This window comes from Microcoleus sp. bin38.metabat.b11b12b14.051, from assembly GCF_013299165.1.
Classification (GTDB): Bacteria; Cyanobacteriota; Cyanobacteriia; order Cyanobacteriales; family Microcoleaceae; genus Microcoleus.
Genome location: NZ_JAAFKD010000057.1, coordinates 1 through 17319, shown reverse-complemented (window position 1 = coordinate 17319; position 17319 = coordinate 1). Strand labels below are relative to the sequence as shown.

Annotated in this window: 12 protein-coding genes and 1 pseudogene; 7 read left to right on the top strand and 6 right to left on the bottom strand. The window is 45.2% G+C overall.

The genetic code is table 11. The annotated features are described in order from the left end of the window. Positions 1-345 precede the first annotated feature (345 nt). The 4 genes from QZW47_RS29735 to QZW47_RS29720 all read right to left on the bottom strand — a co-directional run bounded on the left by QZW47_RS29735 (position 346) and on the right by QZW47_RS29720 (position 6426). A complete protein-coding gene (locus tag QZW47_RS29735) occupies positions 346-558 on the bottom strand; it encodes a DUF2555 domain-containing protein (RefSeq protein WP_106150386.1) in 213 nt (70 codons plus the stop codon). A gap of 45 nt (positions 559-603) precedes the next feature. Next, positions 604-1230 carry an alpha/beta hydrolase gene (locus QZW47_RS29730; protein ID WP_293136065.1) on the bottom strand — a complete coding sequence of 209 codons (627 nt, stop codon included), beginning with the start codon at positions 1228-1230 and terminating at the stop codon, positions 604-606. Positions 1231-1974: 744 nt separating this feature from the next. Continuing rightward, the gene (locus QZW47_RS29725; RefSeq protein ID WP_293136061.1) at positions 1975-4065 is read right to left on the bottom strand and encodes a CHASE domain-containing protein; all 2091 of its coding nucleotides are present in this window, start codon (positions 4063-4065) and stop codon (positions 1975-1977) included. Positions 4066-4515: 450 nt separating this feature from the next. After that, entirely contained in the window at positions 4516-6426 is a 1911-nt protein-coding gene (locus tag QZW47_RS29720; protein WP_293136058.1) for an acetate--CoA ligase family protein, read from the bottom strand. A gap of 262 nt (positions 6427-6688) precedes the next feature. On the opposite strand from QZW47_RS29720, the gene QZW47_RS29715 reads away from it, so the two are divergent. After that, positions 6689-6886: a hypothetical protein gene (locus QZW47_RS29715; protein ID WP_293136055.1), complete on the top strand. Its 198-nt coding sequence runs from the start codon at positions 6689-6691 to the stop codon at positions 6884-6886. 364 nt (positions 6887-7250) lie between these two features. Next, positions 7251-8075 (top strand): cyanophycinase, encoded by an 825-nt coding sequence (locus tag QZW47_RS29710; protein WP_293136052.1) that lies wholly within the window; start codon positions 7251-7253, stop codon positions 8073-8075. Positions 8076-8244: 169 nt separating this feature from the next. Here the strand turns inward: QZW47_RS29710 and QZW47_RS29705 are convergent, their stop codons facing one another. Continuing rightward, a complete protein-coding gene (locus QZW47_RS29705) occupies positions 8245-8493 on the bottom strand; it encodes a hypothetical protein (RefSeq protein ID WP_293136049.1) in 249 nt (82 codons plus the stop codon). An 818-nt stretch (positions 8494-9311) separates the two neighbouring features. Between QZW47_RS29705 and QZW47_RS29700 the strand changes: the two are divergent. The 3 genes and pseudogenes from QZW47_RS29700 to QZW47_RS29690 all read left to right on the top strand — a co-directional run bounded on the left by QZW47_RS29700 (position 9312) and on the right by QZW47_RS29690 (position 12107). Next, a pseudogene (locus QZW47_RS29700) lies at positions 9312-10865 on the top strand (alpha-amylase family glycosyl hydrolase). 357 nt (positions 10866-11222) lie between these two features. Next, on the top strand, positions 11223-11603 hold the full coding sequence (locus tag QZW47_RS29695; protein WP_293136046.1) for a BON domain-containing protein: 381 nt from the start codon (positions 11223-11225) through the stop codon (positions 11601-11603). Between the two features lie 87 nt (positions 11604-11690). Then, on the top strand, positions 11691-12107 hold the full coding sequence (locus QZW47_RS29690) for a DUF2294 domain-containing protein (protein WP_293136043.1): 417 nt from the start codon (positions 11691-11693) through the stop codon (positions 12105-12107). Here QZW47_RS29690 and QZW47_RS29685 read toward each other — a convergent pair. Continuing rightward, positions 12076-12531, bottom strand: a complete 456-nt coding sequence (locus tag QZW47_RS29685; RefSeq protein ID WP_293136038.1) for a response regulator — start codon at positions 12529-12531, stop codon at positions 12076-12078. The two genes, QZW47_RS29690 and QZW47_RS29685, sit on opposite strands and share 32 nt — an antisense overlap. A gap of 548 nt (positions 12532-13079) precedes the next feature. Between QZW47_RS29685 and QZW47_RS29680 the strand changes: the two genes are divergently transcribed. Next, the gene (locus QZW47_RS29680) at positions 13080-13883 is read left to right on the top strand and encodes a DUF2267 domain-containing protein (RefSeq protein ID WP_293136035.1); all 804 of its coding nucleotides are present in this window, start codon (positions 13080-13082) and stop codon (positions 13881-13883) included. A gap of 321 nt (positions 13884-14204) precedes the next feature. Then, positions 14205-16853 carry an EAL domain-containing protein gene (locus QZW47_RS29675; RefSeq protein WP_293136032.1) on the top strand — a complete coding sequence of 883 codons (2649 nt, stop codon included), beginning with the start codon at positions 14205-14207 and terminating at the stop codon, positions 16851-16853. The last annotated feature ends 466 nt before the right edge of the window (positions 16854-17319 follow it).

Genomic DNA, 17319 nt, shown 5'->3' with positions numbered 1-17319 from the left:
GTAGTGAGGACTTTAGTCCTTCTTAGATGCGGACTAAAGTCCTCACTACAAACCTTGTCATCAGATTGGTTTGTAGTGAGGACTTTAGTCCTTCTTAGATGCGGACTAAAGTCCTCACTACAAACCTCTTAATCAGATTGGTTTGTAGTGAGGACTTTAGTCCTTCTTAGATGCGGACTAAAGTCCTCACTACAAACCTTGTTTCATGTTCTCATAAAAAAGAATCAAGAAAGAAGTTGAGATGCCAATAGATAAAAATCTATAACTCATCTGTTCTATCAGCAACAAAATATGCTGCCCGCTTCTTCCTCAATTCCGTTTAAATTTTGAGCTAGATTTTTAAGCCTATGCTTCGTCGTAGGCTTCCATATCCAAAAGGTGGAGATAGGGTTCAACCATCTCCGGCCGCTGAAAGGCAAGCGATCGCAACAAATGCCAATCATTCAATCCCTCAAAAGGATCTGTATAATCGTCAACTTCCAAACGGACAGCCAATTCTGCCACGTCCTGGGAAGTAAGTACAGCAATATCGCGCGATGCTTTGGTTAAAGTTTTCATTTTTTTACCCTGCCCGAGACTTCCGCCATACTATATCGTAAGCCTTTAATCCGATTTAGACAGCGTTTTTACAACAAAACTTCGCATTACATCTACAACTTCCGGCATAATCTCGTGTCCCATGTTAAATTCTCGATATTCGACAACAGCTCCCCAAGCAGTCAAACTCTCGCGCGATCGCACCGCAGCACTAACGGGCACAATAGTATCTTGAGTACCGTGGACGATTAAAACAGGCGGTAAAGCACTCCCAGCAACTGGAGAAATCGAGGAGTGCAAATAACCGCTCAGACAAATTAAACCCGCTAGGGGTAAAGTCAAGCCCACATCCAGAGTCATCGCTCCGCCTTGAGAAAAGCCACCTAAAATCGTGCGAGACAAAGGCACGCCCGTGCTGCTTTCCAAAGACAGCAACAATTCCCTCAGCAATTGCCGGCTTTCTACCAATCCCTGAGCGTCTTTGTTTGCTAGGTCATACCACATTTTGCCACCCATTACCTGGGGATGGGGAAACGGGGCGTCGGGAAACACAAACTGATAATCCGGCAAATTGAAAGCCGGTGCTAAGCTAGTCAAATCCCGAGCATTAGCACCCCATCCGTGCAAAGCGACAATTAAAGCTACAGATTTGCGATCGGTGGTTGGCGGAATGCTAATAAATTGTAAAGACATCGTAATTAGTAATTGGTAATCGGGTCTTACTACAATTATAAATTGTGGTGGCGGGGAAAATCCCAGATATTTGTTTTGGGCGATATTTAGATGTAAATTACGACGAGCTTGCTAATCAGCTTATTTTGACAAATTGTTGCTACCATTAAGCATATATAAATTATCTGTTACCCTCATAAATTGCCGGAGACGGCAGTGCCGTCTCCCTACAGGTAAAATAAAAATATCTAATTTATTTTTGGTAGCCAGGTTTTTTTTTATTGATATAACTCTAACCGGAGCATCTCAATAGATACAGCAGATTGCAGATTTATTCGGTACATTCCAGAACCCTGTAGGGACACGGCAATGCCGTTTCCCTATCTCTTTTACGTACCTCACATACTTAGGAATGAAAATTTAATAACTTACACTTTTATTCTTGTGGGATGGGCCTTATAGCCCGTCCCGAAAGGGCGGGCGAGACACCCCACAAACTTGTGTAAATTATTTAATTCGCGATACTTACAAATGCTATATCTTGCCAAAGTCTTTTTAATCAAATTTGGGAACAGGGATCTTCCCTGTTCCATCTAAAAAGTGAGTTTGTGAACGGGCCAGATGCCCGTTCATAGATAGTTTTTCAAGAGGTATAATGAATGCAAGAAGTATTTTTTAACAGTGCTGTCCCCGGTAGGTGATGCAACTGTAGAGGATATCTAAACCATTAGACAGTAAGTCATTCCCAAATCTACAATCTAAAATCTAAAATTGATTGACACTTACCGCAGATGAAACCTTAGCAACAGATTGATCAGGCTGTTGCCTAACTGGTACCTCAATCCAGAATTCAGTTCCCTCTCCCGGAGCCGATACGCACCTGAGCGAACCTTGATGTTTTTCTACTATTTGATAGCTAATTGACAATCCCAATCCCGTACCTTTGCCTACAGGCTTGGTAGTAAAAAACGGCTCAAACAAACGTTGTTTTACATTCTCCGTCATCCCCGCTCCATTGTCCGCGATCCGCACGCACGCACAATTATAACTTAAAAGTTCAGTACGAATCACAATGGTAGGCAAAAATCCAGAATCTGAGGAAGATTTCATGGTTGAATGTTTATTTTTGGTTTGGTCATATAAAACATCAATAGCATTGCTCAAAATATTCATGAATACCTGATTTAATTGTCCTGCCCAGCACTCCACTAAGGGCAAATTGCCGTATTCTTTGGTAATTGTAATGCCCGGAAAATCACCGTTCGCCTTCAGCCGATTTTCCAAAATCATCAAGGTGCTGTCAATGCCTTCGTGAAGATTTACTGACTTCATTTCAGCTTCGTCCAATCGCGAAAAACTCCGCAGAGAAAGCACGATCTGGCGGATGCGATCGGCTCCTACATTCATGGATTTTAGAATTTTGGGCAAGTCTTCACTGATAAACTCTAAGTCGATATCTTTTAGTTTCGCTTGCACTTGTGGCGCTGGGATGGGATATTGTTGTTGGTATATTTCCACAAGTTCCAGCAAGTTTTGAGTATATTCGCCTGCATGGCTCAAGTTGCCAGAAATGAAACAGACTGGATTGTTAATTTCGTGGGCTACTCCAGCCACCAACTGCCCCAAGCTCGACATTTTTTCGGTTTGGATGAGTTTAAGTTGAGCTGACTGCAAGTTTTTCAGTGCCGTTTCTAATTCAGCGGTGCGCTCTTTTAGTTGAATTGTCCGATCGCGCACTTGCTGTTCTATCTTAGCTGTACGTCCTAGAGACATCAACAGGTAAGCCGTCAAGCTGCCAGTAATCAACAGCCCGATCGCGCCAATGGCCAGCGAACCCTGATGCGCGATCGGGTTGTTGTACCCGTTCCCCGGCAAAATTAGCAGCATCCACTGGCGGTCTGCTACGTTAAATGTGCGACTGCAAATACTAGGATTTGCACAGATTTTTTCCCGCAGATTAATTAACTCTGGCTTTTCTAGTTTTGGATCGTCTATCAACTCCTTCGCTTGGGAGTCGTAACGCATCAGAAAGCGTTCTTTTGCTGTAGCGGAGTTGTCGTAGAGGTAAAAATTTATGTTTTCTAAATTCAGCGATTCTAAATAAAAATTCACCATATTGGTAATCTGAAATACACCCGAAATAACTCCCCTGAGGTTTTCGCTGCTGTAGGCATAGTTATCTGGAGAACTTGTCTGGCCATGTGCTGGTAGAAATATTTGCACTCCGGGTTTATCGTTCTTGATTAATTTTATCTTCCCGGAAGCAGCTATTTTTCCAGTATCCACCGACCTCTCTAAAGCTGCTTTGCGTTCGGGATTGGAAGCCAGATCGAAACCGAGTGCTCTGGTATCTACTTCTATGGCTTCTCTGTAGGTGACAGGAAAATACTGCGATCGCGCTTTTACTGGTACAGGCTTTTTGTCAGCATCTCGTTCATAAATTTGAAACGCCCGAAAACCTTCGGCTCGAATTGCCTCTTCGTAAGCTCCTTTATCCGCAGCCGGCACGCGCAGCACCCAGTTTACAGAAAAAATGGCAGAATTTCGGGCAAGTGCAGGTTGAACGAATTCTCTAAAATCTTGCCTGGTAACTTCACTAGATGCACTGTAGAATGCTTGAATTGAGTACAGAAAATCTAAATTTTTGTTGATGCTTTGCTGTAATGTCGCATTCAGGCGATCGGCTTGCTGATGAAATTCAGCTTCCATCCGCTGATTTTCCCAATTCCAGACAACAGCCGCCGCTGCCAATGACAAACCCACACCCGTACAAAGAGTCAGCGCTGCTGGAATGTAGCGGCGGTATGACTGTAAATTTTTTGTCACATACTTAAACCAATTGTTCGCAACATTCATATTTCCACAGCCTGACAGCGGAGCGCGATTCGTTTGAATACTTCTGAATTTCCTTGATAACACGATTGACGGCGCAGAAACCAGATTGTATCAAAACTTGCGATCGCACAAATATGAATTTATCTTCATAAAGTCGGTTGCTACAAAAATATTGGTTTGCTAACGACAAGGTGCGCTTCGGCCCCGCTTAGTTAGGTAAGCTACAGGCCCAAATATGAATTTATCTTCATAAAGTCGGTTTATACAAAAATATTGGTTTGCTAACTATAAGGTGCGCGACGTGCGACTGGATTAACTAAGCCACTCGCACGTCGCGCACCTTACTTGGTAGTAATTCACACTCTTAAGTAATTATCTCCTTCACGGCACAAGGCTTACAAATTAAAACTTCTACCTATGTGTTCACTTTTCTTTGCGCCGTGTCTCCGCGACTTAAGTAGCAATTAGCACCTACAAAACAGTACCGATTTCCTTCAAATAAACCCGAGTAAACGGTTCCCCATCCTCCAGAGTGTACTGTTCGATCAAGCCTTGGCGGCGAATAGAAATACTACTGCCTTCCCGCACCACAACAGTATCCTCATCAGTGCTTTCTTTGAGCAAAATCATCTCAGTTTCCGCCGGATTGTCCAGCACCACCATATTGCTGCCCCGATAAAACATTCCCTCAGCTTCCAAAACATCTTCTGGATATTCAGCAATCAACAAATCTAGCTTGGGATTCCGCAGCAAAGTTTGCACGTTAAGATTATAATTTTTATTCAACACCTTTTCCGAACGGTTGACAAAAAGTCCACCGCGACAAACAGCGCCGATTGTCCAATCGGGATGCTGCAACAAAATGCGATCGATGGTTTCTTGCAGTTCGTGTACCGAAATTCTGTTGAACGTAATTATCGGAATTCTGGCTGATTTTCCAGATTCAAAGAAAGTTTCGATAATATGCGAAGGCACATCAACCCCTTCTCCAACAGCAGGATTGAGGTGCATAAAAATTCCCGGCGCGGCATTAATTTCGATAATCCCAAAATTCCCGGTTTTCCAAGATTTGGCGAGAGTTTCTGTGACTACATCAATCCCCAAACAAGTTAACCGAAAATGCAGGGCGATATCTTGAGCTAAAACAACGTTATCCGGGTGAATAGTGCGGGTAGCATCGATGCTGACACCACCTGCGGAAAGATTGGCGACTTTCCGCAGAGACACAGTGCGATCGCCCTCCAAGACACTATCCAATGACAGCCCTTGTTCTTCCAGATACATTTCCATCGCTTCGTCGGACTGAATTTTGCTCATCGCCGAAGTTGGCGTGTCCAAGCGTTCGGGTTTGCGGTTTTCGCGACGGATCAATTCGCGAATTGTTAATTCGCCGTCTCCTGTTACCCAAGCCGGCCGGCGTTCAGTTGCAGAAACAAATTTGCCGTCTACGCACAGCAGCCTAAAATCCGCTCCTTTGATGCTATTTTCCACAATAACTCGCACCGATTCTGTTTCAGGAATTGCCTTAACTGCTCTGTTAAAAGCCGCCTGCAATTCTTCAGCATCTCGGACATCTGCGGTGACACCAATTCCTTTATGACCGACTACGGGTTTAATAGCAACTGGGTAGCCAATTTCTCTCGCAACTGCCAGAGTTCCGTTTTCTGTGGAGACAATATCACCTTTGGGAACTGGAAAGCCTAAGGTAGCGAGAAAAGCTTTACAATCGTCTTTGCGGGTGGTAAAATCTGAGTCTAAATGGCTGTCGGAATCAAAGGTTGTAGCCGAGCCGCGCACCAGTTTTTTACCGTAACCGTATTGCATCAATCCTTCATCCCACAAATAAAATGCGGGTATGCCTTTTTGGGATGCCGATCGCATTAATGAATAAACTGTCGGGCCTCCGTACACAGATTGCCGAAACATATTTTGCAGGGCGCCGATTTGTGCTGCTAAGGGGAAATCTTGATTTTGATTGATGGCTTCAAACCAATCCCAAACAGCGTAAACTACGGCTCTGGCGCTGCGGGCGTGAATTGCTTCTATGCTGATTCTACTAAAGTGAGAAAATGGTTTGACATTCCAGTGTTGGAAGTGCAAGCCCATGTCAAGTTTGGCTACTTCTGAGGCGGTGCGGCCGAATAGTTGGGCGTGATTTGTGAAGGTTTCTTGCAGCAGTTGCGGGTAGCAGTTGCCAATAATTTCCTGGTAATGTGCGATCGGCTGTGGTGCGATCGCATCCGTCACCGCAAAATCGAAAACTAAAGCCGCTGTTTCTAAATAAGGGTTGGGCCCCATGTAGTGTTTGAAGTTGAAAATATCAAAAACATCGGTTTTTCGAGCATTGACGCGGGCTGTGTCGGTACTTTTTTGTTGCAGCATTTTTTTACCTCTTTTTAGCTAAGAGAGGGGGGGAGAGAGAGGGGGGGAGAGAGAGGGAGAGAGAGAGGAAGAGGGGGAGAGGGGGAGAATTGCCCAATGACTAATGACTAATGACTAATGACTCAATTACTAATGACTAATGACTCAATTACTAATGACTCAATTACTAATGACGAATGAAAAAAAGCTATAACTTTTGAGAGGTACAGGGCAGATTTAAATTGGCTATGACTGTGAAAAAGGATTTAAGAGGCAGAGAATTATGAAGATTGCACAAACTGCTCTCAGGGATCAAGTTCATCAATTAGCTGAGGAAGCATTTCACCTGAAGCTGATTTCAGGCTACGGTGACGGTCAAAATAGCAACGAATATCAGATTGTCTGGAACGGCAAACCCAGACACCTGCCTTTAGAACGGGCGCGTACAGTATTGAGCAATTTGATCGATCGATCGCACTAACTCGCGATCGGACTAATCTACTAAGTTGGGCTCATCAACCCGGTAAATGACAAAAATCAGAGGTTTATGGGTCAAGTCTCCAGTTAAAAACCGGGTTAAACACGTCGCGCGCGTAAGTGCTGTAATTTAAACTCATTTTTTGACCCTTCCTCCATCGTGTGAGGAAGGGTTCGTTTTTTTCTCAAAAATAAAAATAGCGTTACAGCCCGCGACTCGGGTCAAACCAGCGCAAAGCTTGAGTTTGCGGCCTCCCAGGACGATCGCAATCAGATGTTGTTTCTGTATCAATCTCTACCTTTTGGCAGTTTGAGGAAACAAAAATGTTATGTTTTATTGAAATATAATCAATAAGAGTGCAGATCGTATGGCTGGCAGCGAAAATCAGGGAAAGTTGCTAATTATTGGCGGCGCCGAAGACAAAGACGGGGACTGCAAAATTCTGCGGGAATTCTTGCGGTGCGCTGGAGGCACTAAAGCCCGCATTGTAGTGATGACGGCTGCGACAAGCCTGCCGGGAGAAGTGGGAGATAATTACATCAGAGTGTTTGAGCGGTTGGGCGCGGAAGACGTGCGAGTGGTTGATACCCAAAAACCCGAAGATGCGAACAATCCAGATTATTTAGAAGCGATCGAACAAGCGACTGGCATATTCTTTACTGGCGGAGAGCAGGCGCGGATTATTACCTGCTTGAAAGATACCCAACTCGACGCAGCTATGCACAAACGCTACTCAGAAGGCGCGATTATTGGCGGTACCAGTGCCGGCGCGGCAATGATGCCAGACATGATGATTATTGAAGGAGACTCCGAGACAAATCCTCGCGTTGACGTGGTAGCAATGGGCCCGGGAATGGGTTTCCTGCCGGGAATTGTCATTGACCAGCATTTCGCCCAGCGAGGCCGTCTGGGACGCTTAGTGGCCGCGCTATTGTTGCAACCAGCAGTCTTAGGATTTGGGATTGATGAAAACACAGCGATTTTAGTCAGCGGTGACGAGTTTGAAGTGATTGGGGAAAGCGCTGTCACTGTCATCGACGAGTCGGAAAAACTCCACGACAATATGGAGGGACTGTTGAAGGATGAGGCTTTGGCGATTTGCGGGGCGAAGTTGCACATCCTCCCCCACGGCTATCGGTTTAACTTGAAAACTCGCCAGCCGGTGTTAGATAAGGTAGCAATTGCAGCATAGTCAGAAAGGGCGAAACGAACTCTCATAAAAGGTTTGTAGTGCGGACTGAAGTCCGCAAAAAGCTGCGGACTTCAGTCCGCACTACGAACTTATAGTAGTTTATTCGTCCCAAATACTAAAAAAAGAAGAGGATTTTACCTCTTCTTTTCTGCCTGCGGTTTCAGCTTGTTCAAGCACTTTTCTGTTCGTCAAAGAACGACTGCTGCCCTTCTTCTGTCGATACTAAATTCCAGCCTTGAGTTATCAGCTTGTGAAAAGTTGCCCATCCCTTAGAACCCCCTGACTCCAGGTAGTCCGAGGCCGCAAACTGTGGAAAAGCGGTATAAGGCCGCCACGCTTGACGCAATTCGGTGCGGAGGTGCAATATCTTTTCTCCATTGCCTCCCAATCTGGGCAACCAACACATTTGTTTTAGCATTTTTAACACTCCAGAGTTTTACAGTAACGGTAATTCGCCAACATCCCACATTAAACTTTTAGAGCCATCTTAGCCACTGCTCGGAATATCTAATAGGTAACAGGGAAGGATGAGATTTTCACCGATTACCAATTACTGAGGTAGCAGCAGTCGTTTAAGCTAATTGGAGTTATGCAAAGTTTCCCAGTCCAAGACTAAAAAAGCAGTGCAGCCAAGGTATAAGCAAAAATAATCATTGCTCTTCTCGGCTCAAACTCGACTTAAAGGCGATCGCCCGAGAATCCAGTTGAATAAAGCATTGATCTTTCTGGTTTCCCTTACTTGATAACTACAAGCTCATCCTCGCCCTTTCCGCTTAAAATGACATCTTTCTACGGTATTAGCTCTGTCAGCTAAAAAATGTTCCTTTGGTTACAAACATTAATCTTTGAACGCGATTTATCTTGTTATCAAAAGTTAAATGAATTTTCATAAATAGCGCCTGATATTTTTTAGTTACTTTAGCTACAATTTTGATTGAAATCAGAGTTCCGGGCGCTTTGCTTGTGCTGCACCTGACTCAATTAGGCCCTCGCTCCCCCTCATCCCCTTAAAAAACCGAGGTTCGGAAACACTCTTGTCCCTTGCTTGTTAAGGGGGCTAGGGGCGAGCGAGATTGGGATGCAAACGAGAGAGACAAAGGATTTTGATAGGGCGCGCACAGCAGTACCGGACAACATCAGAGTTACGATTTAACTCTTAAGAACGATGGCGACAGATTTGCAAAATTGTAAAAATGAATACTAATTACACTTATAAGTTCTGCACACCAGGCATTCATGGCTGCTGCAATTGAATTCAAACTCTTCGCTCCCAACAACAAAGCAGCTACACTGCTCGGCTCATTTTTTCAATGGGAAGAAATTGCCTTAGAAAAAGATGAGAGAGGTTATTTTTGCACTCAAATTCAGCTCGCAGACGGTATTTATCAATATAAGTTCCGAGTTCAGTCGCAAAGTCCTTGTTTAGATCCCGACGAATGGGTAGAAGTTAATGACCCCTACGCTACTGAGATCGATCGCACTACTCATACCAGTGTAGTTCGCATCCAAGCCGGCGCCAGAATTATTGATACTTATGTATGGAAACACGACGACACAAAACTCCCCGAAAATCAACAATTAGTGATTTACGAACTGCACGTCGCTGATTTTGTCGGCGCTGATGGTGGCGACAAAATCAGCAAGTTTCAGCAGGTAATCGAGAAATTAGATTATCTGGGCGATTTAGGGATAAACGCGATCGAACTAATGCCTGTTAATGAATGTCCGGGCGATTATAGCTGGGGCTACCAAGTCCGCGATTTCTTTGCTGTAGAGTCGAGTTACGGTACAACCGCAGATTTGAAGCAATTGATTGACGAGTGCCACGGACGGGGCATCCGAGTGATAATGGATGGCATTTACAACCACTGCGACGAAGAATGTCCCTTATTGCTAATTGATCGCAATTATTGGTACTACGAGGACAAACATTATCCAGACGATCCGGCTAACTACTGGGGCCCAGAGTTTAATTACGAAAACTTCGATGCCAAACTCAACATTCGTCCCCCTTGGAAATTCATCGGCGATGTCGTTAATTTCTGGATTCAAGAATATCATATCGACGGCATTCGCTACGACGCAGTGCGACAGTTGGAAAATCGAGATTTCCTGCACTGGATAACCGCCGAAGCCAGAAAAACTGCCGGAGATAAACCATTTTATAACATCGCAGAACACATTCCCGAACTGCCCGAACTCGTGGCGGCGGACGGGCAAATGGACGCCTGCTGGCGCGAAAGTTTTCGGATTTTTGCCCTCTAAAATCTGGCGGGGAATAGTTTCGATATCGCCAAGCTCAAGCAAGTTTTGGATGCCACACAACAAGGCTATCAAAATGCTACTAATGTTATCAATTATTTGGCAAGTCACGACCGCAACCACTTACTAGCAGAATCAAGCTTTGAAAATCTTGACCCAGAAGCAGCTTTTAAACGCGCTAAATTGGCAGCGGTTTTGTTAGTCACAGCACTAGGAATACCGATGCTGTGGATGGGCGAAGAGTTCGGACAATCCACCCGCCAAACTCCCAACCAGCCGAATAATCTGCAATGGTCTTTATTGAACTATCAGCAGAATCATGATTTGTTGGAATACTACAAATGCCTGATTTGCCTGCGGAAAATTTTTCCGGCACTTTACACCAAAAATATTCAATTTATTTACGAAAATCCGGAATCAAAAGTGCTCGCTTACTACCGTTGGAGCGATGAGGGTACGCGAGTGTTTGTGGTGGCAAATTTTTATGATACTTATCTATCTGATTGCTTGCTCCCTAACTTTATATAGCCGGGAACTTGGCACGAGTGGATGGAAAACAAAATGGTAGAAGTTGGGGAAGAAGATTTTAAGTTTGATTTGCCGGAATGGTCGGCTCGGGTATTTCTTTGATAGCCGGAGAATTATGTCTCCAGGCAGATGTTCGGCAAAGTTGTACAAGATTAAATTGTATTTGTGACTGGCGCTGCCTACTCAATAAACCAGGTTTTTATACTCAGCCTGATGGCTGTAACAACTAGGTTTTTGGGATAATAACTCGCTGGCTGCGTCACGGATGCCGATCGCAATTCTTACTAGAGAGCATCAGAACTGCAAGGCGCCTTACCAACTGTCAATTAATACAAACTTTGTGGGAGGACAAATTTTATGGGCTGGCTAAAAAGACTGTTTGGTTTAGAAAAACCGGAAAATCAAGAAAACGTGCAAGCTCCTGCTTACCAAGCACCTGTCGCTGCACCTCAAGCTCAAGCTCAACCTGTTGCGGCTGCGACTCAAACAATCCCGCCGGAACGCATGGGATTGAATGGAGAATACGATCAAAGCGGTTTGGCTAAACGGGTGGCTCAGGCCTTTGATGCAAATCCTGAGGTGGCGGATATTGAGACTGTTTATGTGGCTCAACTCGGCACTACTGTGGTTCTCAAAGGTACGGTTCCCAGTCAAGAAATTGTCAACAAGTTGGTGACAATTGCTAAAAGTGTTAATGGTGCAACTGGCGTCGAAACCAATCAAGTTACTGTTGGCTAGAGCCGCGGTTGTTTATGACAGTTAACTGTTAGCTGCGATCGGTTAACAGTTAACTGCTTTTTTAAAGTTATCTTGGCGTAAAAAAATATGACTGGGGAAACATCAGTACCTACTCGCGGCACGTTAGAACGCAGTCTTGCACAGGGTATTCAAGCTTTGTATCGATCGCTCCTCGGACACCAAACGAGTCAGGCGCTCTGCAATCTGTTGGATAATAAATTAATCATTGTCATCGAAAATGCGATTACTCAACCAGAAAAAGCTTTAGTTCACAACGGTCAGGAAGATTTGGCCGCGCAGGTGCGATCGCAATTAGAGTCTGTTCTGGAATTGCCGCTCAAAGAGTTAATTAAACAAGTTTTGGGTGTGGGAGTGACGGATTTGCTCAGCGATGCGACTTTGGAGACGGGGCGCACGGGGACGATCGCCATTTTGGAGTCTGCACCGAAAGTTCGCGATGCGATTTCTAAGTCTAAAACTCCACTAGAAGCGACTGATGGTTGAGCTGGTGGCTGATAATTTGTTCTAAATCCTTGATATTAAAAGGTTTGGAAAGGTATCCAATGCAGCCGGCTTCGAGAATCCGATCGCGGTCTTCTGTTTTTGCTAGTGCTGTGACGGCGACAATCGGAATATTTATCAGCTTGGGGTTTTGTTTGATCCGCTTGATTAATTCTATACCGTCTATATCGGGCAGGCAAATGTCGAGTACGATTAGGTCGGGGAGTCGATCGATTGCGGTTGACAGAGCGCTGTACCCGTCAACGGCTCCCACGCACTCGCAGCCGAATAAATCGAGTATTTGCGTCAGCAGCTCTAAATTGTCGTGATTGTCGTCTACAGCCAAAACTACAGGACGCTTGTCTGCTGCGGGCTGACCGTTATTTAAAGAAGATTCCAAATTCTGATTCCTATGAGGGTAGTTCATAAATGCCGATCGAATTTCGATCCCAAAAGTGGTCGCCGAGGCATTCCTCAAGTGGCGTTCCGGCACTTGAAACAGATTGGCTCGTATTAGTCGCTCTCACATGGCAAGTTTTGGGTCTAGCCAGATTCTACAATATCGTTGCAACTTCGGGTAAAGACACCACCGATGGAGCGATACCACAGCCTCTCCATAATCTTACTGATTGAGAGTAAAAATTACCAACTTACATCTACGGCTGGTCAGCCTCAGGAGTAAGAGGCGAGCCCTAGGAAAAACATTGCCCATCAAGCATCCTACTTTAGATTGCTTTGAATAGAGCTGGCCACTTTTAAGGATACTTCCCACCTTAGACTGCGGTCGGATTGCGTAAATCTACCTAAAGGAAGATTCTGTGCCCGCACATAAATTTAACAACTTCCACCTGCTGAGAGATACTTGTTTGTCTGGTTTAGATTTCAATGTTTTTAAGTAGTAATTATCGCAAGTTGAGCAAGTAAAAAAAATAATTTTAACTTGCTATTTACCGGATATTAACCTAGGAGATATTGATGACCATTGCAATCAGAGACGACCTAACTTACATTTTGCTCAAACAGATCGGCAGCGGTAACGGCAGCCGGGGAGAGTCGGAAATTAGGAATGCAGTCGAGGAGTATGTCGGTCGAGATGTGCCGGAAGCCGAACTCCTGGGTCACTTGGACTACCTCAACCAAAGAGAATTTATCAAAGCGGAATTTAGCGGTGAGCCTTACGGAGGGGTTGAGTTGTTGCCGCCTTTAGTAGCATTTCAAGAAGCAGATTTAACCGAAAAAGGTCGCAAACTTTTGCAAAAAATGGAGACAAATCCTCCTAAGTCTCTGCATCAAGAAGGGTCAGCAGTTCCGATCGCCTCCAAGGATATGCCATTTTTGGAAAAAGTGATGGTAAAGGGTCACTTGGAGGATATTTTTGATGCCCGGGACATTACCGAAGTGGTGTACCGGATCATGCGCGATTTGATGCCAACAGAAGCCAGCGAGCGGGTGGAAGCCGAACTGCACAAAGAAGTTTTACCGACGGACGACAAAACCCTGCAAGGAGAAATAGCCGATCTCTGGAAAGATACGAATCCGCTGGTGGGATTGCTGAGCCGGGTGCGTCATCCTTTGAGAGGGCCTGCACCTGTGGGGATCGATGCTAATTTGTTTGCACGGAGGGTGGAACTAGAAGGTGCACTTCCTGCGGGAGTAGAACCAGAAACTGCGATCGCCGCTGTATTTTTAGCAACGAAAGATGAGTTGTCCCAGGAGCGAATTCAGGAAATAGCCGGCTTTTTACCGGACAAAATTCGGGAAATTTGGCAGTCGGTTTAACGGGATATTTCCGAGCATAAATACTCAGAAACCGGGTAGAGTCTCCCAGCATTCTGCACTCTAAGTTAGCAGGTTGTGCGATGACCCGGTTTCTCTATTCCTTTGATCGTTCGGACTTTAGTCCGGATCAAAGTCTGTTGAAAAACCCGGTTATTACACAAAATTTGTGGGAAAACCTCAAATATTCCGAGAAACTGGGTTTCTCGCTCTCTGGTTGCGTAAATCCCACAGACTGAGCAAAAGTGTTGTAGTCTATAGTACAGGGCGAGTTAAAAAGGTGGCTCGCAAAAATGCTGTCAATTGCCCTGGAGATCAAAAGGGATGGCCCCCAGAAAAGTCAGACAAACGTCAAAAGCAACTCTAGAACAAGAGATTTTACTCAATCGAATTACCAATCGCATCCGCAACTCTTTAGAACTGCAAGAGATTTTGACGACAACAGCCCGAGAAATTCGCAGCTTTTTAGGAAGCGATCGGGTAAAAGTTTATCGCTTTGATGCCGACGGTAGCGGCGAGGTGATTGCTGAGGCGATCGACGGCGACAATTTGCCATCTCTGCTGGGCTTGCGCTTTCCTGCAGAGGACATTCCCAACAGCGCCCGCGAAATGTTTCTCAAAGCGCGGCAGCGAGTGATTGTGGATGTGGGATTGCAGCATAAAATAATTAATCGCTTAGATTGTCCCGAAACCGGCAAAACTTTACCAGTTGAAGATATTCGGTATTCTCCCGTAGACTCTTGTCACGCAGAATATCTGGAGGCGATGGGGGTGCGTTCTTCTCTGACGGTGCCGATCGTACATCAAAATCAGCTTTGGGGGCTGTTGGCTTGTCACCACACCCAGCCGAAACGGTTTAGCGATCGAGAATTGAACATGGTACAGTTGCTGGTGGATCAACTTTCAATTGCGATCGCCCAATCTTTTCTCCTCAGTCAAGCCCGACATCAAGCGCGCGACGAAGCCGCAGTCAACCAAATTAGCTGTTTGCTGCACTCTCCTCTAGAACTCACCGAAATTCGGCAAGCAGTTCTGGAACAAACTGTCAAGCATTTGCACGGTTCGGGAGGGCGGTTGTATATTGCAGCCGAATTTGGCGATCGGCCCGCTTTAGTTTATACCTGCGGCCAACAGCCCGCACGCACAGACTTGGAACTGACCGAGTTTTGGCAGCAGATTATGGGATTGGTAAGCCAGGACGATCGAGCAAAAACAGGCGATCGTAGCGATCGATTAGGTATTTTTCCCAATCTCAATTCCGATCACTACAGTTTAATTGATACAAATATTTCTAATTCAATCGTACCCCGCTTGTACGCGATTTCCGAGATTTCTCAGGAACCTCAACTCAAATCTGTATCTGCAAGTTTACTCGAATCTGACATTCGGTCATTTTTGGCAGTACCGCTGCAATACCGCCAACAGTGCATCGGCTGTCTCACTGTTTTTCGCGGCGCCATAGAAACCGAAATTTTGTGGGCTGGGCGCAGCAGTTCCGACGCCAGGGGCGATCGTCCGCGACAGTCCTTTGCAGCTTGGAAAGAAATCAAAACTGGGGAAGCTCAAAAGTGGACAAGCGACGAATTGAAGTTAGCAAAATCTTTAGGAACTCACCTGTACATGGCTGTCATGCAGAGGCGCGTCGAAGCAATGATGCGACATCAAGCTTCCCACGACTCACTGACAGGTTTAGCTAATAGATTGCTGTTTAATGAAACACTGTCTTTAGCTTTAGCTAACTCTCACCACAACGCCGAAATGCTGGCGGTAATATTTCTCGATTTGGACAGATTTAAAAATGTTAACGATACTCTCGGTCACCCGGTGGGCGACCAGTTGCTGCAAGCTGTATCACGCCGTTTGACTAGCTGTTTGCGCGTGGGAGATTCGCTCGCCCGTTGGGGCGGCGATGAATTTACTGTCCTGCTGTACAATATCAACAGCCCCGATGACGCCACTAAGGTGTGCCAGCTAATTATCCAAAGTTTAAGCAGTCCCTTTGATTTTGACGGTCTCGAACTTTATATTAAGGCTAGCTTGGGAATTGCTTTGGCTCCTTACGACGGAGAGGATGCAGAAACTTTGCTGAAAAATGCCGATGCTGCGATGTACAAAGCTAAACAGAGAGGTCGGAACAATTATCAGTTTTACACGCGGGCGATCGGCAGTCAAGTATCCGAAGAACTTAACTTAGAAAATCATCTTTACAAAGCTCTGAAAAAATCCGAGTTCGTGCTGCACTATCAACCCCAAATAAACTTAAATACTGGCAAAATAGTCGGCATGGAAGCTCTGATTCGTTGGCAGCATCCCGAACGCGGCTTGATTGCTCCGGATCGATTTATTCCCTTAGCAGAAGAAACAGGATTAATCTGCCAAATCGACGCATGGGTGCTGCGGACAGCTTGCTTGCAAAATCGAGCGTGGCAGTTAATGGGATTGCCGCCGGTGCGGGTAGCCGTAAATTTATCAGGCCGCCAGTTCCTGCAAGCTAACACCGTACAAATCATTGCTGAAATTTTATCAGAAACCGAGTTAAATCCCGCCTACTTAGAAATAGAAATTACCGAAACAGTTGCCATGACAGATGTGAGTTTTACGGTGTCGGTATTGCAGCAATTGCAGCAAATGGGAATTAACATTTCTCTGGACGATTTCGGCACAGGTTATTCCTCGCTGTGGTCGCTAAAAAATTTGCCGCTAAATAATTTGAAAATAGATAAATCCTTCGTAGCAGATTTGCAGAGTGGCAGCAGCGGTGCTACGATTGTGAAAGTGGCGATCGCCTTGGGACAGGGCTTGAATTTACAGGTGATTGCTGAGGGAGTCGAAACAGCAGAACAGTTGGCATTTTTGCAGTCGCTTCAGTGCGAGATGGGTCAGGGTTACTTGTTTAGCAAACCAATACCGACGGCGGCGGCCACCGAATTGTATTTAGAAAATCAACAGGGTAAAATAGCTAGTTTAAAGTAACAACGATACACAGCCGTAGGGTACCTGTAAAAAATAAAATTACTCGCAAGTAAGATTAAATAACGGTACTACGAAAGAGCCCTGTTAAAGTAACAACTTACATAACTAAAGATTAACCCAAACCCACGTATGACCAGGTTCGTAGTGAGGACTTTAGTCCGCATCAAGAAGGACTGAAGTCCTCACTACGAACCTATGTGATTGCCAGGTTTGTAGTGAGGACTTTAGTCCGCATCAAGAAGGACTGAAGTCCTCACTACGAACCTATGTGATTGCCAGGTTTGTAGTGAGGACTTTAGTCCACATCAAGAAGGACTGAAGTCCTCACTACAAACCTATTAGATTGCCAGGTTTGTAGTGAGGACTTTAGTCCGCATCAAGAAGGACTGAAGTCCTCACTACAAACCTATGAGATTGCCAGGTTTGTAGTGAGGACTTTAGTCCGCATCAAGAAGGACTGAAGTCC